The sequence below is a fragment of the Streptomyces sp. enrichment culture genome (assembly GCF_964272895.1).
In the GTDB taxonomy this organism is placed as follows: domain Bacteria; phylum Actinomycetota; class Actinomycetes; order Streptomycetales; family Streptomycetaceae; genus Streptomyces.
Map to the genome: position 1 here is coordinate 7,391,983 of NZ_OZ186832.1, position 26,913 is coordinate 7,418,895.

A 26,913-nucleotide genomic window follows, 5' to 3' on the forward strand; every position below is an offset into this window, starting at 1 on the left:
GTCAGGTGCCTCTGTCGGATCGGGGGCATCAGACGGCAACATCATCATCAGCGGCCCCGCCGCGGATCTCCGCTCGCGCAGCCGTCCGCGGAAGTCCACTCGTTCAGCGCCACCGGGGGAATGTGCCCGGATGACAGGGAAACGGGGTGACCTGCGTGGTCGGCGGCACCGCGCGTAGTACCTCACCGCTGGGTCGGCCTACTGCGCGGGCACCGAACACTTCGTAACGAGCGACCTCGATACCCTCGCTCTTGGCTCGATGCCGGAGATCTCCGGCACAGATTCAGCGGCAGAGCTCCATGATCGTGTCGTCGAATTCGGGGAACTCCTGGGTGGCCAGCTCGACCACGCCGGCGGCTGACCGGCGCCGGCCCGGTGCGAACCGCTCGGCGATGGCCACCAGATCGGGGTTGGGGCGCGGGGTCCAGTCAGGCTCGTAGGAGCTGGTCGCTTCCCGGGGGCCGAAACCGTCGGCCAGTAGCCACAGGAAGTCGCCGAGATCACGCGCTACGACACCGGTCTCCCCCTCGGACCCGAGGAAGACAACGGGCTGATCGGCCAGTGGCTGGTTCGGGCGGATCAGCCAGAACGCCGCATACCCGCCCGAGCCGTCCTGACCGAAGATGCGGAAGCAGTCGCCGTCCAGTTCGTCGTTTCCCGTCCAGGCCCGGAACCAGTCGGTGGTCTCCTCGGCGGACAGGAATGCCTCGAAGGGTTCGAAGTCGACCCCGTCACCGCCCGCGTAGTCGAACGGCACGGCCATCACAGCGGCGAGCGCGGCGGGGAACTGTCGATCATCGGTACGTGTCACCCGCACAGGCTAGCGACACGGCGGCCCGCCTCGCGTCACGGGGCAGTATCGCCACCGGGTCCATGAGCTGGTGAGTCGGAGCCTGCAGTGTCCTGAACCCACGGAAGATCGGCATCGAGAGCTCTTATGCCGCCCTCGCATCGACGACGCGTCGAGAAGGGCCTGGTCGAGGGACCGCCCCACACGCAGGCGGGCGTGGCAGCGCCGCTTTGCCAGTCGCTGGGGGCGGGTTCTACGGTGGGCTGCGCCGGGTGGCGTTGTCGGAGCACCGTCAGCAGGGCGGGGGAACCGGCGCAGGTGGGGCCGCGGGGAGAGAAGCTGGCGGGGCCGGCGCGGGAGTGGAGGGGACCGGGGTGGGGCGTAAGGAGAAGCCGCTGGACCCGGACGCGGGTCCGGTGCAGCGGTTCGCGGCGGACTTACGGGCGTTGCGCGCCGAGGCGGGCGCGCCGACGTACCGGGCGATGGCCCAGCGCAGCGGCTACTCGGCTGCCGCGCTGTCACAGGCGGCCGCGGGGGAGAAGCTGCCGACGCTTGCGGTCACCCTCGCCTATGCGGCGGCCTGCGACGGCGACGCGGACGTGTGGGAGAAACGCTGGCGGGGCGTCGCCGAGGAACTGGCCGCCGTCCCGCGGGAGGACGCCAACGCCGAGGAGTCGCCGTACCGGGGCCTGATGCGGTTCGAACCCGGGGACGCCGATGTCTTCTTCGGACGCGACCAGCTCATCGAGAGCCTGCTCGACACGGTGCGGGCCCACCGCAGTGTGGTGGTGCTCGGCCCGTCCGGCAGCGGCAAGTCGTCCTTGCTGCGCGCCGGGCTGATCCCCCGCCTCAGCGAGGGCGCCGGACCGGACACGCCGCTCGCCGCGATCCGCATCCTGACGCCCGGCGCGCACCCGGTGCGCACCCACGCCGAGCGGTTGCGGCCCGCCGACGGACCCGGCGACACCCTCGTACTGGTCGACCAGTTCGAGGAGGTGTTCACCCTCTGCACGGACCCGGCCGAGCGCGCCGAGTTCATCGACCTGCTGCTCACCTCCCGGGAACCGGCCGGCGGGCTGCGCGTCGTCCTCGGTGTCCGCGCGGACTTCTACAGCCGTTGCCTGGAACACCCCGCCCTGGTCGAGGTCGTACGGGAGGCCGGGATACCGGTGGGGCCGCCCGGCCGCGAGGAACTGCGGGAAGTGATCGTGCGGCCCGCCGCCGCACGGGGTCTGACCGTCGAGCGGGCGCTGACCGCGCGGCTCCTGGACGAGGTGGCGGGCGAGCCGGGCGGACTGCCGCTGCTGTCGCACGCGTTGCTGGAGACCTGGCGCCGCCGGTCGGGCCGCATGCTGACCTTGGAGGCGTACGAGGCGGCGGGCGGCGTGCGGGGCGCCGTCGCGCAGACGGCCGAGAAACTGTACGGCGAGCTCACCCCCGTACAGGCGGCCGCGGTACGGCGCATCCTGCTGCGGCTGATCGCGCCGGGTGAGGGAACCGCGGACACCAGCCGTCCCGTGGACCGCGCCGAGCTGCGCACGGCGGGAGCGGACGGTCCGGAGCAGACCGACGCCGTCCTGGACCGGCTCGCACGGGCCCGGCTCGTCACCCTGGACGGCGGCACCGTGCACCTGGCTCACGAGGCGCTCATCACCTCCTGGCCCCGGCTGCACGGCTGGATCGAGGAGGACCGGCGCCGGCTGCACGCCCTGCGACGGCTCACCCAAGCGGCCCAGGCGTGGGAGGAACTGGAGCGGGACAGCGGGGCTCTGTACCGGGGCGCGCGTCTGGCGGAGGCCGAGGAGATCTTCACCGAACCCCAGGCGGCCGCGGATCTCACCGCGGAGGAGAGGGAGTTCCTCACCGCCAGCCGCTCCGCCGTCGCCCGCGAACGACGGCGCCTGAAGGGCTGGGCCGCCTCGGTCTCGGTGCTGCTCGTGCTGGCCCTGGTCGCGGGAGTCGTCGCCTGGCAGCAGAACCGCACCTCAGATCGCCGCCGGCTGGAGACCGCCGCCGGCCGCGCCGCCACCGCGGCCGAGACCCTGCGCTCCTCCGACCCCGGCCTCTCCCTGCGGCTTGCCGTCGCCGCGTGGCGCCTGGACCCGGGGCCGGAGACCCGCTCCGCGCTCCTCGGTGCGCTGGGCCACAACGAACTGCCCCCGTTCACTCCGCCCCGCGCGGGCACGGTGGACGGCTATGTTCTGAGCCCCGACGGCCGCACGCTCATCACCCTCGACGGGCCCGACGGCATCACCCGGTGGGACCTGCGCACCCGCCGGCAGCTCAGCAGCCACCGGTCGCCCTCCGGCGAACCGGGAGATGCGGTCAGCCCGGACGGGCGCTATCTGATCGTCCAGGACGTCGAGGCGGAAACACTGCGCCTGTGGGACGTCCTCGCGGAGCGTTTCCACGGGCCCGGTGTGCCCGACCCCGCGTGGGAGCTGGAATCGGCCACGCTGCCCGACCAGGCCGACTTCGGCACAGGGCAAGCGGAGTCCGGAAGCGGCGTGGCCGACGGCATCGTCGTCTCCCAGGGATTCAGCTCCAGCGGGCGCGCGTGGAGCTCGCAGGGCGGTGACCGGCTGCAGGTGTGGGACACGAGGAGCGGACGGCGCCTCGTCCAGACGACCCTGCCCGACGGGGACACGGCCGCCTATGACATCACGGCGGACAACAGGACTCTCGCCGTCTGCACGCCCAAAGGACTACGTCTGTGGGATGTGCGCACGCAGCGCAGCCGCGGCGTCGACTGGTCCCCTCGGCCGGTGTGCGGGCCGGAGGACACCCTCGAGATGGCACCGGACGGACGTGTCCTGACCGTGCACGGCCCGGACGGCCTGCGCCGCTGGAACACCGCCTCAGGCAAGCAGCTCACCCACATCGACGACGGGTCCGTGGCCCACTACGTCCTCAGTGAGGACGGACGGTTCGTCGCAGGCGTCAGCGACGGCGCGATCCTGGTGTGGAGTCCTGAGAGGTCGGATGTCCCCGTCCTCCGCCATGAGCTGACCGATCGCGTGCCGGAGCAACTCGCTTTCGACGTCCGCGCAGGTGTGCTCCGCTACGTGGTGCGAGGGACGCGTCATGCCGGTGTCGTTCGTAGCGTCGACATCAGCCGGGTGGTGGGGGCCTCCTGGCAGCGGGAGACGGCCGCGGCAGCGGTGCTCAGCGCCGACGGCAGCACCGTGGCAGTCCTGAGGGGGCGAGGCGCGGGTACCGGGCACCTCGCCGTGTACGACACCCGGACCGGACGGCTGCGGTCGGAGGTGTCCGGAGTACCCGTAGCCCAGGAGGACGATCCGTGGACCACCTCCGAGGTGTCACTGAGCGCGGACGGACGCCGCCTCGCCTACAGCTGGGGAGACGAAGGGATGACCTTCACCCGCGTGACGGTCTGGGACACGGTCCGGCACCGCCGGTTGAGCACCGTACGCATGCCCGTCGACAGCATGTGGGACTTCGCACTGAGTCCGGACGGCCGGGAGCTGACCATCTCCGACGGAGTCCGGCCGACCCTGACCGTGTGGAATGCCGACGACGGCCGCAGGCTGCGGCGCGTCACAGGCCCGGCAGAGGCCGAGGCCCTCGGCGAGGTCAGCTCCGTCAGCACGATCTCGGCAGACGGCCGCGTGCTCCTGCTCGACGACGGGACGCTGATGCGCACCGTCGGACGACCCGCGAGGAAGGTCACGCTCGACACCCACCTCGTGGCCGCGATCAGCCCGGACGGCGACACGGTGGCCCTGCTCGACATGAACGACCGCATCACCCTCTGGGACGCCCGGCGGGGTACGTCACTGGGCATCCTGTCCGGCGGCATCTCCCTCAACGGCCCTTCCGCCCCACAGTCTTCGACGACCGCGCTGGCCTTCTCCCCGGACAGCTCCCTCCTGGTGGCCGCCGGCGCCGGTGGCACCCTGAGAATGTGGGACGTCTCCTCCCGCCGCCCTCTGGGCGTCGGCCTGCCCACCGCCGGTGACGACATCGAGTCCCTCGCCTTCTCCCCGGACGGCGGCACCTTGTTCGCGGCCGGCCGCCATGTGCCCCTCCAGCGGTACACCGTCGACCCCGACCACGTGGCCGAAGCGGCGTGCCGCCGAGCCGAAGGAGGGCTGACACGGTCCCAGTGGCGTACGTATCTGCCGGACGTGCCCTACCGAAGGGTGTGCGGGCAGAAGTGAAGGCACTGCCGCCCCGGCCACCGCACCCGACGGAGCAGGGCCGCGGTCACGGCGACCGACACGCCCGACACGGGGTGGGGCATCCCGGTCCTGCGGACCGGGATGGGCAGCCAACACGGAGTCAGTTGTGGCCGTTGAACTCGGGGCGGTACAGACGGTCCGGAGTCAGCGGGCTCATGTCCGTCGCGTCGCGCGGGATGATCTGGAAGCCCTGCCAGTGCACGGGCATGGGCGTCTGGTCCTCGTCACGGGCGATGTGGTGGAAGCCGACGTTCACCCAGAGCACGGGACGCTTGAGGGTCTCGCCCGACACGAACTTCGCGACGTCGTCCTTGCAGGGCGCTCCAGGGTGCTGCGCGACGTTGCCGCTCGCGAAGACCTCGCAGTCCCGGTACTGGGTGACATACAGGTCGTGCCGGGTCCAGGCGTGCCGCGGATACCGGTCGGAGTGCGAGGGGACGAGCTGCCAGGAGCGGGCGTGGCCGTCCTTGTTCCGCCCGGCGGTGCTGACCACGCGCCACCAGCGGTCGCTCGCGTTGTCCCCCATGAACTCCTTGGTGTGCTGCGTGCGGGTCGTCTTGAGCCTGCCGATCCCCCTCTCGGTGTCCGTGCCGTTCGGCTTCGTGTCGTACCGCTCGACCTTCGACTTCCAGGAACCGTCCGGCTTGAAGTCGAGCTTCCACAGGACGCTGTGCTGGTGGCTGAGGGCTTTCGCCGCACCGTTCTTCCCGACGGGCCAGCCCGTGCTGTCCGAGGCGTTGAAGTCACCCGGCGAGAGGTTGCCGGTGGCGCCCACCTTGGGGGTGATCGTGCCGTCGTCGGAGAAGCTCCACTGGTTGACGTAGTGGTAGTAGCCGATCTTGTTGACGGTGTAGACGACCAGTTCCTGACCCTGCGCGGAGTCCGTGCGGGCGGGGTGCTCCTCGACGTCCCCGCTGTGGCCGTGGTACGCGAATCCGCGCGGCTGGGTCGTCACGCACAGGCCCTTGACCGTGCGCGGCCGGCCCGTGTCCTCGTCGGGGACGCGAAGGCTCCTGAGCGTGCCGCCGGGGCAGTCGGCCGGCTTCAACGGCAGCGTGTTGTCGCCGAAGAACTGCTCGGTCACATCGTTCCACTCGTAGGAACCGTCGTCGTAGGGCACGTTGATCTGCGCCAGTGCCGCCCGGCCGAGCACCTCGATGGGCTTGCTCTCGTGGCGCGGCTGGTAGGTGACGTGCGTGAGGATCAGCCCGGCGGTGGGGCTGTTGCGCCAGCACATGCGCCAAGTGGTGCCGCCGGACAGCTTCTTGCTGATGACCGAGTCGCCGGTGCAGGGCAGGGCGGGGGCCGACGGCGCGGTCTTCTCGGCGCCCTTGGCCTGACCGGTGGGGGCGGCGAGGAGAGCACCGGCGCCGATCACGGCACAGGCGCCGAGGAAGGCCGTGTTCCGGGTGAGTCTTTCGAGCTTGCGCATGATGAGTATGTCCTTCTCGGTGGGCGGGACGCTGGTCCGGGTGGCCGTCACGGGAGCCGGTGCGCCTCTCGGGCACTCAGGTCGACCACGAACTGCCGGGTGTCGATCCACGGCCCGTCCTTGATCTGCGTGAACAGCCGTACACAGCGGTGCGCCCCGTCACAGTCGGCGGGCCCGGCCGTTCCGCGCCTCTCATAGACCAGCCCCTGCACCGCCAGCCGGTCACCTTCGCCGACAGGCATACCCGTGGCGGCTTCGAAGTCCTGCCGCAGGCCGTCCCCGAGAGGGCTCGCGAGCAGCACCTTCAGGGCCTCGCGGGACTCCTGGTGGGAGGGAGGCGGCTGAACTCCGATGGCGGACTGGGTCCGTACGACCCGTCCCGATCCCAGGTCGACCGTCTTCTTCACCGCCCGGTCGTCCCGGTAGTCGTAGAAGAGGACCTCCGCCCGCCGCGCCCCGTGCTCGGCCGTCTCGCCCAGGTCGACGGTGAGGAACTGCGGTGTGCCGTCCCGCCCCCGGACGTCCTCGCTCGTCGTGCGCAGCGTCCGGTCGCCGGCGAGGGCGGCCTGCCGGGCGCGGGCGATCTCCTCGTCGGTGAGCGGATCCGCACCGACACCGGCCCCGGTCGTTCGTACGGTCGTGTCCGCGCTCTCCGTCGCGGTCCCGGCGCCGGAAGGCGAAGCGTGCGGCGTGGCGGGCGCCGTCGCCGACGGCGCGACCCCCGTACGCGCCGCCTCGGCTCCCTGGTCGCCGGCCGCGTTCATCGGCAGCGTCACGGCGACCATCGCCGCCGTACCGACGACCGCCAGCGCCGTCCCCACGAACAGCTGGCGCAAGGCCCTGCGGTGCTGCTGTCGTGCTCGTGCGTTCATGTCCTCCCCCGTGAGGTCTTGGTGCACCGGATGTCTCCGATGCCTCAAGTCCACGCCCCGCGCGGTTGTTCAGCAGCCCCCTTCCGTCACAATGAACAAAGACGTACGGCCAGTTCAGCGGCCGGAGGACCGCTTGCGGGCGGGCTGGAGCACTCTCTGCCGAGGCCGGACGGGGTCAGCACGTCTTCCGATAGGAGACGTCCGGCAGATACGTCTGCCAGTCCGACCGCGACAGTCCCGAGCCGAGGCGTGCGCAGACGCGGCGGACGAGGCGGGCGGGCTCCAGGTCGATGCGGTCGACGGGAACCCGGGTGCCGGAGATGTACAGGCTCCCCCCGTCCTCGGAGAAGGCGAGGGCGTGCACGTCCTGCCCGGACGCGGGCAACTGGGAGCCCAGGCGGCGCCCGGAGGCGACGTCCCACAACTGGACGGAGCCGGACGCGCCCGCCACGGCGAGGGTGCGGCCGTCGGGGGAGAAGGCCAGCGCGACCACGGCCTGCTGCTCGGTCTCGCGTTCTCCGGTGTAGGCGCCGTTGATCACGCCGAGCCGGTGACGCAGATCGCCGTCCCATACGGTGACGCGTCCGGTGATGTCGCCGACGGCGAAGCGGGTGCCGTCATCACTGAACGTCCCGGCGAAGAGAATGTCACTGTCGCTCAGCATCAACGGGCGCACCCGTCGTGTGCGCAGTTCGGCGACCTCGTTGTCACTGGAGACAAGGAGGTCGTCGTCAGGGCGTGTGTCCAGGATCGCGCCCGAAGGGCCGGGACGGGTGCTCGTCCTTGTGCCGGTGCTCAGGTTCCAGCGCTCCAGGGTCGAGGTGTCGGAGGACCGGGTCAGCAGCAGACTCCGGCCGTCGGCGCCGAACGCCACTCCGGTGACCTCGCTGTCGATCGCCCGGCCGGCGTCGAGGGAGGCCACCCGGCGGTGTGCCGCGATGTCCCAGACGGTGATCCGCTGCCGAGACCCGGGGTATCCCCAGACCCGCACATAGGCCAGGCGGCGGCCGTCGCGGCTGAACGCCATCAGCTCCGAGCAGTCCGAGGGATCTGCCCCCGGCGGGGCCGATGCCTCGTCGACCGGGCCGGAGGCCGAGGAGCCGTCGGTCGTGCCGGGGGCTGAGGAGCTGTCGGCCGGCGGGCAGGGCCGATCGGGCAGTGCGGCGAGAGTCCGGCCGCTGCGGGTGTCGATCAGGCGCACGCCCGTGCGGCCCGTGGCCCGCAGGATCACGGCCGCGGTGCGACCGTCGCGGGTCAGCAGGGTCCGGTCGGCGGCATACCGCTGCCAGTCGGCGCGGGTGAACGGCCTCAGGTCGAGGGTGGTGACGGAGGTGCCGCTCCACCGTACGTACCGTAGGGCGCCGGCGTCCGGGGTGAGAGCGAAGCGAACGCTCATCTCGCCGATGAGCCGGTACCGGAAGACGGGCCGGCCGGGCTGGCTCTGCCGCCACAGCACGATCTCCGTGCCGGAGGTGGCGGCAAGGAAGTCACCGTCCGCGCTGAACCGCAGGGCGGCGGTCTCCTCGAGGTTCAGCCGGGGCAGCTCACGGCCCGCGTTCACCGCCCAGCGGCGGATCGCCCCACCGGGAGCGACGACCGCCAGGACGTCACCCCTCGGCGACAACGCGAACATCCCGGCGGGGTACCGATCCTGGTCGGGGCAGGCGACGGGGGCGGCCCGGTCGGTCCAGGGGAGCTGACGGATCCGCCCCGTACGAAGGTCGCGGATCTCCAGGCGATGGACGCCCCGGCACAGTGCGAGCGTGCTGCCGTCGGCACTGATGCTGGTGGGTGGTTCCTCCGGTATGGGGGCGCGCACACTCACCAGCCGCTGCCGGCTGCGCAGATCCCAGACCTGCACCTGCTGGGATTCCTCCCGGTCCCAGTCGGCAACCGTCAGATGGTGCCCGTCTGCGCCGAAGCGCGCCGAGACCGCGGTGTCCGCGGGCAGGACGGCACTCACCCGGCCGGCCCGGACGTCCCACAGCCGGACGCCTCCTTCCGCGGGCAGGGCCAGCATCCGCCCGTCCGGACTGACGTCCCAGTTCGGATCCATTCCCACATCCAGATCCGTCTCCGACAGCAGACTGCCCGGCCCCGGATAGGAGCCGATACGCCGATGGGTGCGCATGTCCCGCACCACCACGCGCCGTTCGGAGACGGTCAGCAGGGCGCGTCCGTCCGGTGTGAGCCGGTTCAGAGCCCGGCCGGACTGCGGTGCGGGGATGGGAAAGACGTCCTGCTCCGGCTGGGCCATGGCGCTCAGCAGCGCGGATCGGCTCTCGCTGGTGGGCGCCAGCCGCCACGCCGCGACGCTGAGTCGCATGGCCGTGGCCGGATCGGCGGACCGCATCGCGTCCGCGACGGCGGCGATGCGCCGGGCCTCCGCCTCGACGTGACGGCGTTCGCTGGTCAGGCTCTGCTGCCACGCGGTGACGCCGGCGACCAGGGCGAGTACGACCAGCACGGCCACCGCGGCCAGCACGCCGCGCCGACGGCGTACCGCGGAGGCGCTGGCGGCGCGGCTCGCGGTGAGGAAGTCCCTCTCCAGGAAGGTGAGCGCGTCCTGCGTCAATTGCTCGCTCGCCGCAGCGAGCCGCGTCCCGCGGTAGAGCGCGCCGGGCTCGCGCCCCAAGGCGTCCCAGGTGTGGGCGGCTTCCGTCAGCCGCCGGTGGACGAGCAGGCGTTCACGGGCCTCGTCGATCCAGGAACCCAGCCGGGGCCAGGCGGTGATCAGGGCCTCGTGGGCCAGGTCCACCGTCTCGTCGTCCAGGGTCAGCAGCCGGGCGGAGACCAGGCGGTCCAGGACGGCGTCGACAACGTTCTCGGGCGCGAAGTCCAGCTCGGCGCGGCTTGCGGGGTGGCGGGTGTCCTGGGCGCCCTCGCCGGGCGTGACCAGCCGCAGCAGAATGTGCCGGGCCACCTCTGCGTGTTCGGGCGTGAGAGAGACGTACACGTTCTCCGCGGTCTGTGCGATCGCGCCGTGCAGCCCTCCCGCTGCCTCGTACGCCTGCAGCGTCAACGCCCGCCCCCGGCGGCGGCGCCAGGTCTCGTGCAGAACGTGCGACAGCAGCGGCAGCGCGCCCGGCTCGCCCTCCACCTCCCGGACCAGCCGAGCCGTCAGCTCCCGCTCGACGATCAGCCCGGCCTGCCGCGCCGGCTTGACGATCACCTCGCGCAGCTCGGCCGCGCTCATCGGCCCGACGAGCAGGCTGGAAGCGGACACCGCCGCGGCCAGGGCACGGTGCTCGGCCAGACGCCCGTAGAAGTCCGCCCGTACGGCGATGACGACCCGCAGCCGGCTGTCCGGCTCTCGGGCGGCCAGCAGCCGGTCTGCAAATCCAGCGCGCTGCGCCGGATCGCGACAGAGTGTGAAGAGCTCCTCGAACTGGTCGACGACGATGACGGTGTCACCGTCCGCGTCCTTCGCCTGCAGAGCGGCCTCATGAGTGCGCAGGGGCTGCTCGCCCGGAGTCAGGATCCGTATCGCCGCCACGCGTCCCGATCCGAGCTCGCGCAGCACCGGTATCAGCCCGGCGCGCAGCAGCGAGGACTTCCCACTGCCCGACGGACCGAAGACCGCCGAGAAACGGTGCTCGGCCGTCATCCGCCTCACCTCGGCGACCAGTTCGTCCCTGCCGAAGAAGCGGTCGTGGTCGTCCGGCTCGAACCGCGCCAGTCCCTGGTACGGCGACTGCCCCGCATCAGCCTCCGCATCTCGTGCGGCGCACTCCTCGCTCGCCTCCCTCCAGCGCCGCTCCCACTCCTCCAGGTCGCCGCCGCAAGCCGTCACATAGGCCAGGGCGACAGCGAGCGAGGGCAGCTGCTCTCCGGCGGCTGCCTGCGACAGCGCGGTCACCGAGTAGTGGGCCCTGCGAGCCATCTCCCGGTAGGTGGGCCCGCCCGCCTCCTGCCGCAGCTTGCGTAACTCGTAAGCGAACCGCTGCACCGGCCCCCCGTTCGGATCGACCGGCCTCTCAGGACGCCCCATGCGCCGAACTCCCCGCTCCCCGACAACACCGCAGCCCAGCCTGGTTGTTCAGTGTGACCGAAGGGGGCTGCTGAACAACTCTCAACGGGCTGAAACTCGTCGCATCGACCCTGCTCTCCCGCGCGGCCCGGACTCACTCGCCGGTTCGGTCGGCGCACGGAGCGGCTGCGATCAACGCTCGTTCCGGTCGGTCTCGCGCCGACGGGACGGGCCGGTGCCCGGATGGCGGACGCCTTGGGCGACAAGCGCGTCCTGCTCGCCAAGTGACCCCGTCACCAGGGCTGATTGCGCTGACCGTGTCCCTCGTCGATCCTTCGGGGCATCACGCCGAGGATCAGATTCTCCAGGGCATGCGGCATTGCCCCGAAGCTGGCGACCCAGGTCTCGACGAGGTAGATCTCACTGTGCTCATCGATAGCCAGAAAGAACCGGCCGTGATCGAGCTCACCGAGAGGGAAGAGCTCTCTGCCCAGGACCTCGCTCCACTCAGAGAACCGGTCCTCTTCTCCCCACGCCAGCTCCGGGTCCAGCTCGAATGGCTCGCGGGCGGCGCTGACTCCCGGGCCACCGATGCTCACGGTCAGCCCGCCGAACTCCTGGAGGAACGTCTCCGCAGCATCGTGCATGACGATGCCGGCACCTTCGAACACGGACCGCCAGCCAGCCGTGTCGACCCGCCTGCCGGCCGTCCATCCCGAAGCCTCGAGGACCTCAAGCACCTCCGGCGACCATTCGCTCACGACACCCCCTGCTCCCGCCGACTTGAAGTGGGAGGCGATCATCTCAGCAGACGAGCCGAGTGAATACAGCGTGTGACCGCCCCTCAGGATTTGATCGATAACATCTCGTGCGACGCCGCGCTGGTCGGCGGCCTGACGAGGTGGGGAAGCTGTGAGCGATGACGTCCTGTCGATCATTCCGAGTGATCCGCAGTGGCAGCCGGACCGTGAAGCGGTCGACGACGTCGTCGCGCTCGTCGAGGACCTGGCCCCTGGGGTGGCCGGCGGCGTGGACGTGGAGATCGAGGTGACGTGGCACGACGTGGTGACGGCCGTCGACTGCGGGGCGAACCTGGAGAGGATCGGTTGCCCCTTGTGTCAGGCGTCGATCGACACGGAGTGGTGGGGCGACCTCCTTGAGGCTCACTGCGACGACGGGTTCACCACGCTCGCGATCGAGGCCCCGTGCTGTGGCGGGCAAACCACGCTCGACAGGCTGGATTTCGACTGGCCGTGTGGATTCGCCCGGTTCGAGATCGCCATCTGGAACCCCGAACGCCTCTGGTTCAGCGAGGACGAGCTGATGGCTCTGGGGGACCGGCTGGGCCATCCGGTGAAGCAGATCCGGGCTCATATCTGAGTCTCCGCAGCTCACGTGCAAGACGCACCGAAATCCACGCAGGGCTTCGCCGGCCCCTTTCCCAGGATCTGACGCCGTCACCGTCTGACTCTGTATGGCCGAGCCTCCTTCGACCTCCTGCGGACGCGCATCCTCCAGGTCGGGGCAGGCTTTCGGGACGCTCGTCAGGATTCGAGCCCGCTGCAGACTGTGAGTGGATGGTGATGTTTGTGACGTTGTCGGGCTGAGTCTCTGACACCGCCTTTTCGGCCGAGCGAGAAGGGGCTTTCCTGTTTGGTCCGAGTTCCTACGATGGCTCGACCGGCGGTGCTTGCACGGCGACGCTTCGGGTACCGCGTTTGAATAAGGGTGGCATCCCGTATGGGCAGGCGATGGGTGAAAGTGATGGGTTCGTGACTCGTCTCAGCGATTCCGGAGACGACCGGGCGAGCGGATCGGGCGGGGATCCGCTGTCTCTCGCGCTGGAGATCGCGGACGCCGTGGACGGGCTGGCGAACCTTTGGTCGCAGGCGAGTCAGGAGGCCAGCCTGCGGCTTTCCCCGCACCAGTTGCGGGCGCTGCGGATCCTGGAGTCCGAGCCGGGGCTCAATCTCACCGCTCTGGCGGAAGGCATGGAGATAGGAGCGCCGACCGCCAGCCGGCTGTGCGACCGGCTGGAGGCGGCGGGTCTGCTGGAGCGGGTGCTGCACCCGCACAAGCGCCGTGAGGTGCAGCTGAACCTGACGCGGCGGGGGCGGCAGGTGCTGGACGAGGTGGCAGCGAGCAGATCGGACGCGCTGGCGGAGGTGCTCGCGGCCATGGAACCCGGCGAGCGGGAGGCGCTGGGCCGGGGGATGCGCGCCTTCATGGCCGCTCAGTACGGAGCCTCTCCTGGGACGGATCGGTACGACACTCCCGGCGGACGTCCCTGAGCAGGCCGGATCAGTCCGCGCGGCCGTTCCAGTCGAGGCAGACCACAGCGGCGTCGGACAGCAGTTCTCGGCTCCCGTAGTGCTCGATCAGGCCGGAGACGACCGCGCGTGCCGTCTCGTGCGGCGGCACGGTCCGGGTGGCGCCGAGGATCTGGCGCAGGGCCCGTTCACCGAAGAGGTCGCCCGCGGCGGAGCGGGTGCCGTGCACACCTGTACTGACCGCGATCAGACGGTCGCCGGGCTCGACGTCGAATGCCTGTTCCCGGTAGAGGGTCTCCTCGAACATACCGAGGGGCATCTGCGCGTCCAGGTCGATCCGCTGGGTGTGATCGCCGCGCTGGCGGAAGAGCTGCGGGGAGCCCGCGTCGACCGCACGGACCGCACCGGTGGCCAGGTTGAACTCCAGCAGCAGCGTAGAGGCGTACGCCTTCCCGCCGTACTGGGCGTAGACGGCCTGGTCGGCGAGGCACGCCTGGTCCGCCAGGCCGATGCCGGCGCGGCGGGCGTTACGCAGGGCGCCGACGGTGAGGCTGGTCAGCAGGGCGGCGTCGATGCCCTGGCCCATGCCGTCGGTGACGGTGAGGATCAGGTGATCGGCACTGGTGGACCAGTCGAAGTTGTCGCCGCCGATGGCGTAGGCGGGTTCGAGATGGGCGCCGATGGTGTATTCGTCGCGGGCGCAGCCGCGGCCCGGCAGGAGCTGCCACTGCATCTCGGCGGCGAGGGTGAGACGGCGGGTGCGGCGGGCCTGCAGGTAGAGGTCGGTGTCGCGGTCGGCGGTGGCGACTTCGTGGCCCAGTGCTGTGGCGAAGTCGCCGAGTTGGAGGACGGTGTCCGGATCGGCGGCTCCGTCGGGCAGGTGTACGCGGAGGATGCCCAGTCGGTCGCCGCGCACGGTGATGGGCAGATGCACCAGATGACCGGGCGGCTCGCGGAGGACTTCGACCACCGGGCTCTGGTGGATGAAGGCGCTGCCCGCCGGGCCGTCGTGAGCGGGGACCGGTTCGGCGGTGTACGGCAGGTGGGAGACCGGCCGCAGGACGCTCAGCCCGTAGTCGGCGAGGAGGAGGGTGACGTCCAGCGCACCGGCCCGCTCGGCGAGGATGCGGCGGGCGGTGTCGACCAAAGCGTGCGGGGCGGCCGCCCGCAGCAGGGCCTCCGCCGACGGAAGCGGTTCAAAGGCTTTCACGGCATCCACCTCTCGCCCTGTCGCACCCACGCTACCGCGAGAGAGCGCCCTTGCCGTGGGGTTCGCCGCGAGAGGGCCGGTGGGCGTCCGTCGGCTGCTCCTGCGCCCCGGCGCTCACGGTGTGGCAGAGCAGCACGCAGACGTCGTCGTCGCGTTCGGAGTCGTGCAGGAGGGGCTTGAGCAGGGCATCGGCCGCGGCGTTGAGATCGTGCTCCAGCTCCGGAGTGCTCAAGGCGGCCAGGGCCTGGCCGAGACGCTCGATGCCGGGGTCGATGCCCTGGGCCCGGCGCTCGACCAGGCCGTCGGTGTACAGGACCAAGGTCGACCCCGGGCCGAGGTCGGTCCGCTGATCCTCGTACACGTGGGGCATGGGGAGGCCGAGCATGACGCCAGGCTTGTGGTCGAGGGCCCGTACGGTGCCGTCGGCGTCGCGCACGACGGCGGGTGGATGGCCGGCCGAGGCCCAGACCACTTCCGGTTCGCCCGGCCGGAAGCGGGCGATCAGCGCGGTGGCGTACAGATCCGGTTGCAGGTGGGGGAGCATGCGGTGCAGGCGGGTGAGGATCGCGGCGGGGCTGCTGTCCTCGATCGCGTACGCCCGTAGGGCCGTGCGCAGTTGGCCCATGACGACGGCCGCGTGCAGTCCGTGGCCGGTGACGTCCCCTATGACGGCCAGCAGGCTGCCGTCGGGCTGGAGGAAGGCGTCGTACCAGTCGCCGCCGATGTTCATGCCCCGGCTCGCGGGGAGGTAGCGCGCGGCCAGGAACATGCGGGGCACGGTGGGCAGTTCGGTGAGCTGGGCGCGCTGCAGGGTCTCTGCGGTGTCGCGGTACTGCTCGTAGCGGCGGGCGTGGTCGAGGGCGGTGGAGACGCGGCGGGCGAGTTCGACGAGCATCACACAGGTGTCGGCGTCGAAGCGGGGGCCGGGCGCGGTCAGGGTGAGGACCCCCAGCAGGCGGTGTGCGGTGAGGGGGAGGGCCAGCAGCGCTCGGTGCGGGCAGAGAGCCGAGGGCGGGAGGTCGTCCACGCCGGGCGGGGCGCCTGGATGGGCGCAGGCGTGCTGGGGACGGCCGTGCGGGCGGCGACGACTGCGGCGGCCGAGTGCTCGCGTACCCGGTGTGCGTTCTCCTCGTCGTACGCCGCCGGGCGCTCGGGTCCGCTGCGCTCCTCGTCGAAGAGCCAGATGTCCAGATGCTCCGCGTAGTCCGGCACGAGCATGTCGTGGAGTCGGTGCAGCACGGCCGTGGGGCTGAGGGACGCCGTGACGGCGGCGCTGGCGTCGGCGAGGAAGGTCAGCAGGCGGCGGGCCCGCTCGGCTTCGGCGCGGGCCGTGCGCTCGGCGTGCAGTAGTTCGCGCTGGGCGAGTGCCGCGGCCTCCAGGTCGGAGTGCAGCGCCAGAACACCCTGGTCGGTCTTGTGGAGTTCCTCGCGGTGCAGCCGGAGGAGTTCTTCCTGCGTGTCCAGGAGGCCCAGCACGGCCGCCGTGTCTTCGTCGGCGCGCAGCAGGGCCTCGGACAGCGGCAGGGTGACGCCTGGGCCGGCCCGGGCGGGCGGGTCAGGCAGGGGGCAGACGAGCAGGGGCTCGTCCGGGCCCGGCGCGGGGGAGCCGGCCGGCCGCAGTGAGACCTCCAGCAGGCCGCTGTCGCGGCGGACGTGCACCGTCACCGCCCATGCCCCGCCGAGGACGAGACAGCGGCGCAGCCGTCGCGTCAGTGAGGTGAGGAAGCGCGCTCGCGCGGGCGTCGGCGCCCCGCCGTCCGCGGCGATGTGGTCCAGGGCGGCACGCATCCGTGCCGCGTCGCCGAGCGACGTGAGTGTCCAGACGCCTGGGCGCGGTGTCATGGGCGCCCGTCCTAGAGGTCGGGGGCCAGCACGGCGACGCAGGTGTCGTCGCGCAGGGGGCGGCGCGCGGCGCTGCCGGCGTCCCGCAGCACGACCGCGGCCACCACCGCCGGGTCATGGTCGAGGAGCCGGGGGTCGTCGGGTGGTACCCAGCGGCTGGGGAGGCCGTCGCTGTGCAGGATGAGCAGGCTGTCGGGCTGCCAGGCCGCCTCCTGAACGGGGAAGGCGGCGGGGAGGCGGGCTCCGACGATGCCCGGATGGGAGATGAGGTGCTGCCAGGTGCCGTCGGTACGGAGTCTGGCGCCCACGTTGCCCACTCCGGCGAACGAGAGCCGGCCGGTGTCCTCGTCGAGCTGTGCGACGCCGATGGCCGCGCCTCGGGTGGTCCGCAGCGCGGTGTGCAGGCGATGCAGGATCTCGGCCGGCGGGAGGTGCCCGGTGCGGTGCAGGTCCTGCACCGCCGCGGTGGACGCCCGGGCCGCCTTGTCTCCGTGCCCCAGCCCGTCGGCGAGCATCAGCGTGACCCGTGCACCGGAGCGCACCCACGCGAAGGCGTCCCCGGAGTACTCGGCATTGCCCAGAGCCGTGTTGATCCCTCCGACTCGAGCTCCCGTACGGGCGCAGACCGGCCACGCGTACGATGCGACGGGCGGCCGTGGGCTGATGCGCGCGACGGCGACGGTGCCCCGGTCCGGCCGGCTGTGCAGATCGAAGTCGCCGGATATACGCCGGCACGTACCCAGACCCGCTCCCAGTGACGAGGCGGCGGTCGTGAAGCCGTCCTTCAGCGCCGCGGCGATGTCGCGAATGCCGGGCCCGTGATCCAGAGAGGTGATCTGCACGCACGGTGTGGTGTCGGCGAGGGTGTCCGAGGGGCCGGTCAGATCGATCACGATGCGGCCGCCGCCGGCGTGCTTGACGAGGTTGGTCGCGAGCTCCGTGGCCACCAGCGCCGCTACCGCGGTGGTGTGTGCGTCCATTCCTGTGCGGGCGCAGGCGGCTTCCGTGGCGACATGGACGTCCCGCACTCTGGTGCTGTCCTGTACGGGGATGTCCCACACCCTGCTCATGGCGCACCTGTGCGGGGTGAGGGCACGCCGGTCACCCAATCGGTGACGGTGACGGTGGTGCCCTGGCCGGGCCGGCTGTCGAGGGTGAACTCCTGGACCAGCCGCTTGGCCCCGCTCAGGCCCATGCCCAGGCCGCCGCCGGTGGTGTATCCGTCGGTCATGGCCTGTTCGACGTCCCGGATGCCGGGGCCTTCGTCGACGAAGGACAGCCGCAGTCCGCGCTGGCCTCCTTCGGTCAGCGGTGTCATCTCCAGGTGGCCGCCGCCCCCGTGGACCAGGGTGTTACGGGCCAGTTCACTCGCGGCGGTCACGAACTTCGTCTGCTGGACGAGGCCGAAGCCGAGGTCGGCAGCGGCCTGGCGTACCTGCTGGCGTACCCAGGCGAGGTCGGCGTCGGAGCCGATGGGCAGGCGGGTGGTCGTGGTGAGCGGGGCATGCATCATGCACCCTCTTCCAGGTGTGCGGGCAGGGGTGCCGAGGGCGGGCGGCCCAGCAGGGACAGGGCACTTTCGACGTCCAGGGCGGTGACGAGGCCCGGCAGCGTGAGGCCCAGTTCGACCAGGGTGATGGCGACGGCGGGGCGCATTCCCGCCAGTACCGTCCGCGTGGCCAGCAGACGGGCGCTTGCGGCGATCTCGGCGAGTACGCGGCCGAGGAAGGAGTCGACGATCTCCACGCCGGAGATGTCGATCACCACGCCGCGCACTGGTTCCGGGCTGTGGGCGATGCGCTGGGCGACGTGGTGCCGGAGTTGTTCAGCCGCCCCGTCCTGTGGTTCTCCCTGCAGGGTGATCAGCAGGACGTCTCCCAGCGCGAGCACCGGAATCGGGCTCGCGTGGGGGGCGAGGAAGCCTGTCACCGCGGGCTCACTCCCGCGGCCGGTCGCGGCGAGACGGCGATGCCCTGCTGGTTGAGCGCGTACGCGAGGGCGTCGGCGAGACCGGTCCGCGTGATGATCGTTCCGAGGTCGATGCCGAGGTGCACGATGGTCTGCGCGATGGCGGGCCGGATCCCGGAGACGATGCAGTCCGCGCCCATCAGACGGGCCGCGGCGACTGTCTTCATCAGATGCTGGGCCACGAGCGAGTCGACCGTCGGCACACCGGTGATGTCCAGGATCGCGTACTGGGCGCGCTGCTCCACGATCGCCTGCAGCAGGCTCTCCATGACGATCTGGCTGCGGGCGCTGTCCAGGGTGCCGATGAGCGGCACGGCGACAATGCCCTCCCACAGCCTGATGACGGGGGTGGCCACCTCCATCAACTGCTGGCGCTGCCGGGCGATCAGCTCCTCGCCTGCGCTCACCGTGGTCCGCATGACCACCAGGCGGAGTGTGCCCATCAAGACCGTCAGCGCGAGCAGGCGGGCGTGCGCGTGCTCGGCTGCCGGATCCTCGGACTCCGCTCGCAGCAGGGCGGTGACCGGCTCACGCAGTGCGGCGACCTCGTGGGCGATCTGAGGGGGACTGAAACCGGACTTGGCCCTGGAGGCGGTCATCCTGCCGAGTTGCTCGTGCACCGCGCCGAAGCCGGGAGCGTCCACGTCCTCCAGCCGCCCTGAGCGCGCCACTTCGGTGAGGGCGTCCACGACGGCCTTGCACGCCTCGACCGCCTCGTCGCGGGAGACGGTGAACACCGTACGGAACAGGGCACTGTCCGCCCACCGCTGGGCGATCTGCTCACGCCGCCGCTGGAGAAAGTCGCCCAGCTCCAGTGCCGTATCGGGGGCCGCGTCCTGCTCCGCCACCTGCATCGTCTCCCTGCCGTGAGCCCGTGCGGCCTACCCCTTGGTGAGCCATGAGGCAATTATTGCCGGATGACAAACATCAGCGCGAGGGCGGACGGAGGAACAACACACGATCGACACAATCGGGACCGTCCGCCGGTTCACCTCCCAGAGGGCCTTCCGCGCCAGTCCAGGCACACGACCAGGGCATCGTCGTCCGGCAGGGACCTCCCGCGATGACCGGTCAGCTCCCGCAGGATGGCGCGCGGCACCTCGGCGGCGGGCAGCAGCCGGGTCGCGTGGATCGCCCGGGCGAGAGCCGCGTCACCGTACGCCTCTCCCTTGGGGGAGGCCACGGCATGCACGCCGTCGCTGACGAAGACGAGCCGGTCGCCGGGCTCCACATGAAAGTCCTGCGCCACGTAGTCGGTCTCCTCGAACATGCCCAGGGGCAGCTGGGCGTCGAAGGCGACGCGTTCCACGCACCCTCCGCGCAGCCTCAGCAGATGAGGGGATCCCGCGTCCACCACGCTCGCCCGGCCCGTGACCAGGTCGAAGTCGAACATGAGGACGGACAGATAGCAGCGCCCCTGATAGTGGGCGAAGACGGCCTGATCGGCCAGCGCCGCCTGATCGGCGATGGAGATCCCGGCGCGCCGGGCGTTGCGCAAGGCGTTGATGGCCAGGTTCGTCAGGAGGGACGCCTCTATGCCTTCCCCCATGCCGTTGGTGACGTACAGCATCAGGTGATCGGCCGTGGCGGACCAGTCGAAGTTGTCGCCGAAGATGGCGTAGGCCGGCTCCAACTGGGCTCCCAGGTCGTACTCGGCGCGCGAGCACGAACGGCCGGGCAGCAGCTGCCACTGCATCTCGGCGGCCAGGGTGAGCCGGTCCTTGCGCCGCGCCTGGAGGTACACGTCGGTATCGCGCTCGGCCACGATCACCTCGTGTCCCAGCACATCGGCGATCTCGGCCAGTTCGGCCTCCCACTTGCGGGCGACGTCGTTGGTGGGCAGGGTCACGGACAGCACACCGAGCCGGTCGCCGCGCACGCTGACCGGCAGATGCAGCCGCGCCCGGCCGTCCCGCGTCTCCTCCCGGTACGGCTTCTGCGACCCGAAGGCACGGCCGACCGGGCTGTTGTGCACCGACACCGGTTCCATGGTGTGCGGCAGCATGGACACCGGCTGAAGCACGGTCAGCCCGTAGTCGGCCATGAACAGCTCGACATCCTCCGCGCCGTACTGATCGATCAGCACCGTGCGGATGGCATCGAGCAACTGGTGAGGAGCCGCTGTGCGCAGAGCGCGTTCAGCAGCGACAAATCTGTTCATGAGAGGAAATACACCAACCTTTCGCCGGACAACATGGGGCCTCATGGCTGAGGCCGAGCTCCCGAGCGGGACGCGTAGGTCGCCTGGGGCATCTGTGGACGGCGGGTGCGCCTAGTACCCTGACAGGCACCCCAGTGCCTGCGAGAGTGTGAACGTGACTGCCTTCCGCCGCCGCCCAGAGCCCGATGAGGTCGCGCGTGTGACCACCACGGCCGCCGAGCTGCTGGAGGTCGTGTGGGGCCGGGCCTCGACCGCGCCCACCTCCGCGTCCCAGCTGCGTGTACTGCACATTCTTGAGCACCACGACGGCATCAATCTGCGCACGCTCGCCGAGACGCTGGCGTCCACCCCGCCGTCCACCAGCCGTCTGTGCGACCGGCTGGTGGCCGCCGGGTTCGTCGAGCGTGTGGTGAGCGCGGAGGACAGACGCGAGGTGCGCCTGCGCCTCAGCAGCCGAGGCCGCACCTTCCTCGCCGACCTCCGAACCCGCCGCGAGAGGGAACTGCGCAAGGTGCTGACGGATATGCCCGCCGCCAAGCGCAGCGCACTGCTGGAGGGGCTGGAAGCGTTCTGCGCCACCGCTGCGACACAGATACACGACGACGCCTCCGGTGCAGGCAGCCAGACCGCCTGAACGGCTGCACGCGGCGCCGGCACCACCGCCACCGTCCGGTGAAAGCGGCCGGCACGCGGGGTCGTCTCCGCCCACCGGAGCATTCCAGATCCTTCCCCGTGCGCGTCCGACACCGTTACTTTGTTGCCTCACGGCTATTGTTGTCAAACGACAACAGTCAGGCGGGCGCCTGCCCTTACCGGGTTCGTCTGCTCGGCATGGCAACACCTTTGGTGACTGTGCCACTTGTCTGTCGAACGAGGGGCGCGGCGGGCGCGCAGCGCGGCCTCGCAGCTCGAAGCGGTTTCAGGTACCCCAGGGCCGCGCGCACATGAATGTCCGTGCCGGGCAGGACCCGAATCACGCCCTCGCTCACATCGGTGTCACCGGAGGGTCGATCTCTCCACCCTCCGCGTGAGAGATGAGTCCGAACGTGCCCCGCTCTCTGGCCGGTTCTGCGTGACGAAGCGCACCGTCACTCCTTGCCGCGCTCACGGACGACCACGAGGAACGCGTCCGACTGCAAGTCCATCACGACGGTCGCGTCGGGCTCGCCTGCTTCCCGTAGTCGTGCCGCGCACTCCTCCGCAGGCCACGAACCGCGCGGAGCTCCTGCCGGAAACCGCTCCAACACCTTCGTGTCCATGACGGCTGTCACCTCCATCGTCGCCGCTGATTCGCGTGTTGCTCAGACGTTTTCTACGGTTCATCTGCCCTGGATCCATCGGTACATGTATCGGGGCAAGCGCATCGCCGACAGACGCAGTCAGTTGGGCCGGTGGCCGCCTCTGCCAGTTGGCTGAGAAGACGTTCTCTGCCAGTTGGTCGAGGAGACGATGCCAGCGACGTCGCGGGTGCGCCGGGTGACCGGTGTGTGCAGTGCTGCGGCAGGCGATGGCGTGCGGGGTGGGTCGAGTCGAGTCCGCAAAGAGTCGGGTTCGATGGTTAGTTCGGGGTGCGTCGTCATGAGCTGACCTATGAGACGTTGTCCAAGCCGTGGGCGCTGTTCGAGCCGTTGCGGCCCCCCCGGAATGGGCCACCGGGCGAGGTGATCGCCCGCACCCACAGGGTCCGGTGCGGCCCAACCGGGCCCAGCGTCCGGCCCCGCACTGACCAGTGGCTCGACCTATGGATCCGACCTGAAGCCCGCTCAGGCCCTGGGCGGTCGACCCCGCTTACCCGTCTCGCCCGCCAAAAGCCGGGCCCGAAGGTTGACTTGCTGTCAAGGCGCCCCGTTTCCGTCACACGCAGTGGTGGAGCAGCCGCGTGGTACCCGCGCCGTGGCCGCCGGTGGGGGAGAGTGGGCAGGTGTCCCGCCGACTCCTCGCCCTGCTGGTCGTGCTGACCCTCGGCGCCGCAGGCTGCACCACCGTGGCCCCCGCCCCGGTGGTCGCCAACGACCACCGTCCGGTCTCGCTCGCACCCGCCCGTGTCCCCACCACCACGCCGGCGCCCGTACCCGTACCGGCTCACCAACCGTCCGGACACAGCGCATTGGTACGCACCCGCCGCCTTGAGCCTCCACGGCAACAGCCCGAGACGCGGCCGCAACAACAGATGCCGGCGCCCGCAGCGGCTCCGCCGGATCCAGCGCCCCGGCTCGTGGCGTCACGTCCTGCTGCACCACCACCGCCTCCTGGGCACAGAAGTGCCGAACGCCTGCAGGAGCGACCACAGCCGCGAGGCCAGCGCCCCTCACACCGTCCCGCGCCCAGGCCGCAGCCCGCTCGGCCCCGTTCCACAACGGACCAGATGCGTGATCTGTGCCGAGCGGCCGAGGGCATTGTCGACCCTCGCGTCGTCCACCTCTGCCACAGCAACTTCGGCTGAGCTCCGCCGTCCTTCCTCCCAGTCACCTCCCGCAGTCCGGCTGACCAAGCCAGGTGGCGTGCGGGGGTGCCCGGCGCGGTCAGGGCCGACTGCGCACGGGTGGGTGATCTTCAGACGCTGGCCGTGGCGCCTCGGGCGATGCATATTGTCAAGCTGCACATCGTCGAGGGGGCAGCTTCCGATCACGTGCGCGAAACGTGCTCAATTCTCGCTCGTTGCTGGTCCAATCGACTGGCGTACGTCTGGGGGCAGTTTGGTGTTTTCGCTGGTGCAAGCCGATGCCACCTGCCTTGGGATCAGCCCGACCGCCGTCGACAGGTCGGCCGCATACAGCTCGGCCCCTGTGAGGGTAGCCCGGTCCAGGTTGGCCTCTATGAGGGTCGCCCCGCGCAGGTCGGCATCCGTGAGGGTCGCCAGGACCAGGTTGGCCTTCGTGAGGGTCGCCCCGTACAGGTCGGCTTTCGTGAGGGTCGCCCCGGTCAGGCTGGCCTCTGTGAGGGTGGCCGCGCGCAGGTCGGCCTCTGTGAGGGTGGCCGCGCGCAGGTCGGCTTTCGTGAGGGTCGCCGCGTGCAGATTGGCCTTCGTGAGGGTGGCCGCGCGCAGGTCGGCCTCTGTGAGGGTGGCCCCGTCCAGGTTGGCCTTCGTAAGGGTTGCCTCGTACAGGTTGGCCTCCGTGAGGGTCGCCCCGATCAGGCTGGCCTCCGTGAGGGTCGCCCCTTCGAGGTTGGCCTGTGTGAGCGTCGCCCCGCGTAGGTTCGCCTGGGTGAGGTCCGCTTCGGCGAGCTGGGCGCCGGTCAGGTGGAGTCCGTGGAGGTCGAGCGGTTCGCGAGGGTCGACGTGCGTGCGGGATTCGGTGCGGGTGAGGGCGGTGAGGGCTGCCTGGATGTCGGCTGCCGGTTCGTCGGGCAGAGGCTCGCTCGGCGGGCCGTTGTCAGGGTTGTCGGGACTGGGCGGGGGTGCTGCTTTGGGGGTGCGCTCACGGATGAAGTGGCCAAGGACGCGGGCGGCGTCGGTGGCAGCCTGTTCGGGGGCGTCCTGAACGATCTGTTCCAGGGCGAGGATGCCGCCGATGCGTACGTAGACCTCGTCTGAGCCGAGGCGTTCGAGGGCTTTGGTGAAGCGATCGGTGATCTGGCCGCGCCGGGTCAGGCGGTAGGTGCGGGCGGTGTAGAGGAGGGCGATGCCGGCGCCTAACGCGGCCGTGAACGCGACAACGGCCGTGCGCAGGCCGGTCACGAGCGCTGCTGAACCCTTCTTCAGTTCGGCCTCGTCGAGGTGGGCGGCGTCGATCTTGTAGGGGCCTTGCCAGATCAGCCAGGGCAGCGCGCCGAACAAGATGCATGTGCCGGCCAGGATCAGTGCGTACAGGCCCCAGCGCCGGGCGTGCTGCTTTCGCCGGGCTCGGATTCGGCGCTGTCGGAGGGACGGCGGCTGGTTTCTCATGCTTCTTACATGCCGTTTCGGCGGTCTTCAGTTGCAGCCGCTCGCCCTCGACGTGCTTGCCCGCCTCTTTGCCGGTCTGGCGCACTGTGAGAGCGGGGGGCTTCCCTGGTAAGGCGCCGGCCGAACACCCAAGGATCCTGCGCACCGCACAGTCAGCGGGACCCGTAACGAAAAGAACCGGGCGGCGATCATCAACTGACCTGATGCTCCCCGGCGGGAGCGGCCACAAGACCGCTCCCGCCGGGGCCTTTCCGCCTCTATGTACCAGCTGGCCAGAACTGGATGAGGTAGCGCTCCACCCCGACACCGGTGCCTTCACCTTCCGACAAGGCAGCCGCCTCAGCCCGGCCCACGCAGCTGACCCGGACCCGCCAGGAGCCGCCCGAGTCCGCCAGAGTGATGACCTCGTCCATCCGGCCGGTTTCCTGCCAGACCGCGACCTGCCCGCTCGTCGTCTCGAAATCGGCCTCAGCCTGCTCGTCCCAGTCGGACGGATCCTGCGGAGGGGGAGCCCCGTCCCACACCTCCACATCGACTGTGGCGTGGTGGGTGTGACCGCCGCTGGTGATGTCCAGACGCCCTGGGTGGGTGCCGACGAAAGCGTCGGTATGGAAGTGGTCAGGGAAGGGAACCGGCAGGTAGGCATCGTCAGACTCCTGAAGCCCGAACGAGAAGGACCCCACGAACACACTCATGCGCTGTCTCCGGACAAGCTCGACCACGAGCACCCCTCGATTAGCCCGACACGACTCTCATCAAAACGCTAGAGCCCCGCCCCGCACGGGCCAGCCCACCTCGCAGAAACCAGCCGTAGCCGCAAGCTGATCACCGTCCACATTCAAGGAGTTGGCCGGCACCGTCGGGACGGTTGGCCTCATCCGGCTATCTGCCGGCTACGGAGCGCGGTGTCCATGGGGTCTGGCACGAAGCGGTAGAGCCAGCAGCGTACGCACTCCTGCCACCCGGGCGGGGTTCGACGACGCCGGAGCTCCAGGGGAGGGTGAGTCCGGCAGTGACCGTGTCGAGGTCCTGACGGAGGAACCGGCGAAGGGCACGGAGCGGTCCGGAATCATTGAACGACGATGGCCGGATGACACCTGTCAGACCTCGGGTCTAAGGTGTGCCGGTGATCTTCAGAAGGAAGCAGAAGGCCGTGGACCTGGCCGCCGTCGTATCGGAGCTGGAGCAGGCAGTGGCCGCTCGCGACGGTGGCCGCACCGAGCGTGCGTTCGGCGCGGCGATGAGCGGTCTGCAGTCGGCGACGGACTCCGAATGCGTGTTGGTGGGAGCCCGGTTGGCCGCGCTGCTCCCTGCCTTTCCGCCCACCGGTCCGCGCTCGATGCTGGCGACGATGGCCGGCTTCTGCGTGGAACGCGGTGCCGAGCCGGCGGCCTGTGCGGAGCCGATCCTCGACGGCACCCACCGCGATCTGCTCGATGCCCAGGAGTTCGCCCGCCGCTGGACCGCCGCCGGCGGTGCCGGGGACGAACTGCCGGAGGCCGACGAGAACATCATCGACGACGCGCTGTTGGCCCGGCTGGGCGGCGAGGCGCACGAGGCGTTGCGGCTGGCGCTGGCCTGGTGCTCGGTCGAGCAGTGGCAGCCCCCCGCGCTGGCCGTGCTGTGCCGCAGCACCGAGGTGCGCCGTCGGCACGCATCCGCACTCCTGCCCGCCTGCCGCGACCTGGCGGCCCTGAAGCAGCACGACCTCAAGTGCCTGGCCCACGCGCTGGCGATCCTGGACGACGAGCCGCTGGTGGTGTTGCACCGGCCCACCGGGACCGGGTTCGAAGTGCGCATCGGCGGCATCGGGGACAACTTCCAGCTGCAGACGCTGCTCGCCCACGTGCTCGTCGGCGGCGGCCACGTGCCCGGCACCGCTCCATCGGCGGAGAGCGTCCGCCTGGCCACGGACCCCGCACCCGCCCAGGGACGCACCGCGGCCGTGGCGACCGGGTCCTTCGAACTCCTCGCCCCGGACGGGCAGCGGATCTGGAACGAGGGGCTGCCCGACGACATTCCCGTCGTGGCGGGCCACCGCCTCCTCGTGCTGGACGAGCCGATGTACGCGCGCAGTTGGAACGCGGACCGGTTCTTCCCGATGCTGCCGGGGAAGGCCGAGCTGACTCGTGTGCTGTCCGCCGACGAGGTCCAGACCTGGTTCTCCTACACCTGCTGGACGTCCTGACCCGAGCCCGGCACCGCTGCTCGGTGTCGGCTGCTGCGGCCCGAACTGGGGCTCGGACCTGGCCTCTATCGGACAAGAAGCGCGCCGTGCCGCAGACCAGGGAGTTGATCAGCCAGGCAGGT

20 protein-coding genes are annotated in these 26,913 nt (G+C 70.7%); 5 read left to right on the forward strand and 15 right to left on the reverse strand.

The window, feature by feature from the left end:
- Positions 1–283: 283 nt before the first annotated feature.
- Positions 284–811, reverse strand: a complete 528-nt coding sequence (locus tag ACSU6M_RS32925) for an SMI1/KNR4 family protein (RefSeq protein WP_437074757.1) — start codon at positions 809–811, stop codon at positions 284–286.
- A gap of 353 nt (positions 812–1,164) precedes the next feature.
- On the opposite strand from ACSU6M_RS32925, the gene ACSU6M_RS32930 reads away from it, so the two are divergent.
- Complete coding sequence (locus ACSU6M_RS32930) at positions 1,165–4,971, forward strand: nSTAND1 domain-containing NTPase (protein ID WP_437074759.1); 3,807 nt, start codon at positions 1,165–1,167, stop codon at positions 4,969–4,971.
- Between the two features lie 121 nt (positions 4,972–5,092).
- On the opposite strand, the gene ACSU6M_RS32935 is transcribed toward ACSU6M_RS32930, so the two are convergent.
- From ACSU6M_RS32935 to ACSU6M_RS32950, 4 genes are all read right to left on the reverse strand, one after another.
- The gene (locus ACSU6M_RS32935) at positions 5,093–6,424 is read right to left on the reverse strand and encodes a copper amine oxidase (RefSeq protein WP_437074761.1); all 1,332 of its coding nucleotides are present in this window, start codon (positions 6,422–6,424) and stop codon (positions 5,093–5,095) included.
- Positions 6,425–6,471: 47 nt separating this feature from the next.
- Positions 6,472–7,296, reverse strand: coding sequence for a hypothetical protein (locus tag ACSU6M_RS32940; protein ID WP_437074762.1), 825 nt, complete (start codon positions 7,294–7,296; stop codon positions 6,472–6,474).
- Positions 7,297–7,471: 175 nt separating this feature from the next.
- The gene (locus ACSU6M_RS32945) at positions 7,472–11,245 is read right to left on the reverse strand and encodes an nSTAND1 domain-containing NTPase (RefSeq protein ID WP_437074764.1); all 3,774 of its coding nucleotides are present in this window, start codon (positions 11,243–11,245) and stop codon (positions 7,472–7,474) included.
- A 314-nt stretch (positions 11,246–11,559) separates the two neighbouring features.
- A complete protein-coding gene (locus tag ACSU6M_RS32950) occupies positions 11,560–12,027 on the reverse strand; it encodes an SUKH-3 domain-containing protein (protein ID WP_437074765.1) in 468 nt (155 codons plus the stop codon).
- Between the two features lie 151 nt (positions 12,028–12,178).
- Between ACSU6M_RS32950 and ACSU6M_RS32955 the strand changes: the two genes are divergently transcribed.
- Positions 12,179–12,646, forward strand: a complete 468-nt coding sequence (locus ACSU6M_RS32955) for a hypothetical protein (protein WP_437074766.1) — start codon at positions 12,179–12,181, stop codon at positions 12,644–12,646.
- A gap of 392 nt (positions 12,647–13,038) precedes the next feature.
- On the forward strand, positions 13,039–13,557 hold the full coding sequence (locus ACSU6M_RS32960; RefSeq protein WP_437074768.1) for a MarR family winged helix-turn-helix transcriptional regulator: 519 nt from the start codon (positions 13,039–13,041) through the stop codon (positions 13,555–13,557).
- Positions 13,558–13,567: 10 nt separating this feature from the next.
- Here ACSU6M_RS32960 and ACSU6M_RS32965 read toward each other — a convergent pair whose 3' ends face one another.
- From ACSU6M_RS32965 to ACSU6M_RS32995, 7 genes are all read right to left on the reverse strand, one after another.
- Positions 13,568–14,755 (reverse strand): PP2C family protein-serine/threonine phosphatase, encoded by a 1,188-nt coding sequence (locus ACSU6M_RS32965; protein WP_437074770.1) that lies wholly within the window; start codon positions 14,753–14,755, stop codon positions 13,568–13,570.
- Between the two features lie 22 nt (positions 14,756–14,777).
- Entirely contained in the window at positions 14,778–15,929 is a 1,152-nt protein-coding gene (locus ACSU6M_RS32970) for a PP2C family protein-serine/threonine phosphatase (protein WP_437075449.1), read from the reverse strand.
- A gap of 670 nt (positions 15,930–16,599) precedes the next feature.
- Complete coding sequence (locus tag ACSU6M_RS32975; RefSeq protein ID WP_437074772.1) at positions 16,600–17,658, reverse strand: SpoIIE family protein phosphatase; 1,059 nt, start codon at positions 17,656–17,658, stop codon at positions 16,600–16,602.
- The gene (locus tag ACSU6M_RS32980) at positions 17,655–18,098 is read right to left on the reverse strand and encodes an ATP-binding protein (RefSeq protein WP_437075450.1); all 444 of its coding nucleotides are present in this window, start codon (positions 18,096–18,098) and stop codon (positions 17,655–17,657) included. The genes ACSU6M_RS32975 and ACSU6M_RS32980 overlap by 4 nt, the downstream gene beginning before the upstream one ends.
- Positions 18,098–18,517, reverse strand: coding sequence for an STAS domain-containing protein (locus tag ACSU6M_RS32985; RefSeq protein ID WP_437074774.1), 420 nt, complete (start codon positions 18,515–18,517; stop codon positions 18,098–18,100). Before ACSU6M_RS32985 ends, ACSU6M_RS32980 begins: the two co-directional genes overlap by 1 nt.
- Entirely contained in the window at positions 18,514–19,410 is an 897-nt protein-coding gene (locus ACSU6M_RS32990) for an STAS domain-containing protein (RefSeq protein WP_437074776.1), read from the reverse strand. The genes ACSU6M_RS32985 and ACSU6M_RS32990 overlap by 4 nt, the downstream gene beginning before the upstream one ends.
- Before the next feature lie 134 nt (positions 19,411–19,544).
- Positions 19,545–20,717 (reverse strand): PP2C family protein-serine/threonine phosphatase, encoded by a 1,173-nt coding sequence (locus ACSU6M_RS32995; protein ID WP_437074777.1) that lies wholly within the window; start codon positions 20,715–20,717, stop codon positions 19,545–19,547.
- A gap of 199 nt (positions 20,718–20,916) precedes the next feature.
- Between ACSU6M_RS32995 and ACSU6M_RS33000 the strand changes: the two genes are divergently transcribed.
- Positions 20,917–21,351: a MarR family winged helix-turn-helix transcriptional regulator gene (locus ACSU6M_RS33000; RefSeq protein ID WP_437074779.1), complete on the forward strand. Its 435-nt coding sequence runs from the start codon at positions 20,917–20,919 to the stop codon at positions 21,349–21,351.
- A gap of 454 nt (positions 21,352–21,805) precedes the next feature.
- Here the strand turns inward: ACSU6M_RS33000 and ACSU6M_RS33005 are convergent, their stop codons facing one another.
- The 3 genes from ACSU6M_RS33005 to ACSU6M_RS33015 form a co-directional block, all read right to left on the reverse strand.
- Positions 21,806–21,976, reverse strand: a complete 171-nt coding sequence (locus ACSU6M_RS33005) for a hypothetical protein (protein ID WP_437074781.1) — start codon at positions 21,974–21,976, stop codon at positions 21,806–21,808.
- Between the two features lie 1,385 nt (positions 21,977–23,361).
- On the reverse strand, positions 23,362–24,603 hold the full coding sequence (locus ACSU6M_RS33010) for a pentapeptide repeat-containing protein (RefSeq protein WP_437074783.1): 1,242 nt from the start codon (positions 24,601–24,603) through the stop codon (positions 23,362–23,364).
- Between the two features lie 257 nt (positions 24,604–24,860).
- A complete protein-coding gene (locus ACSU6M_RS33015) occupies positions 24,861–25,298 on the reverse strand; it encodes a hypothetical protein (protein WP_437074785.1) in 438 nt (145 codons plus the stop codon).
- 431 nt (positions 25,299–25,729) lie between these two features.
- Between ACSU6M_RS33015 and ACSU6M_RS33020 the strand changes: the two genes are divergently transcribed.
- The gene (locus tag ACSU6M_RS33020) at positions 25,730–26,791 is read left to right on the forward strand and encodes a hypothetical protein (RefSeq protein ID WP_437074787.1); all 1,062 of its coding nucleotides are present in this window, start codon (positions 25,730–25,732) and stop codon (positions 26,789–26,791) included.
- Positions 26,792–26,913 lie beyond the last annotated feature (122 nt).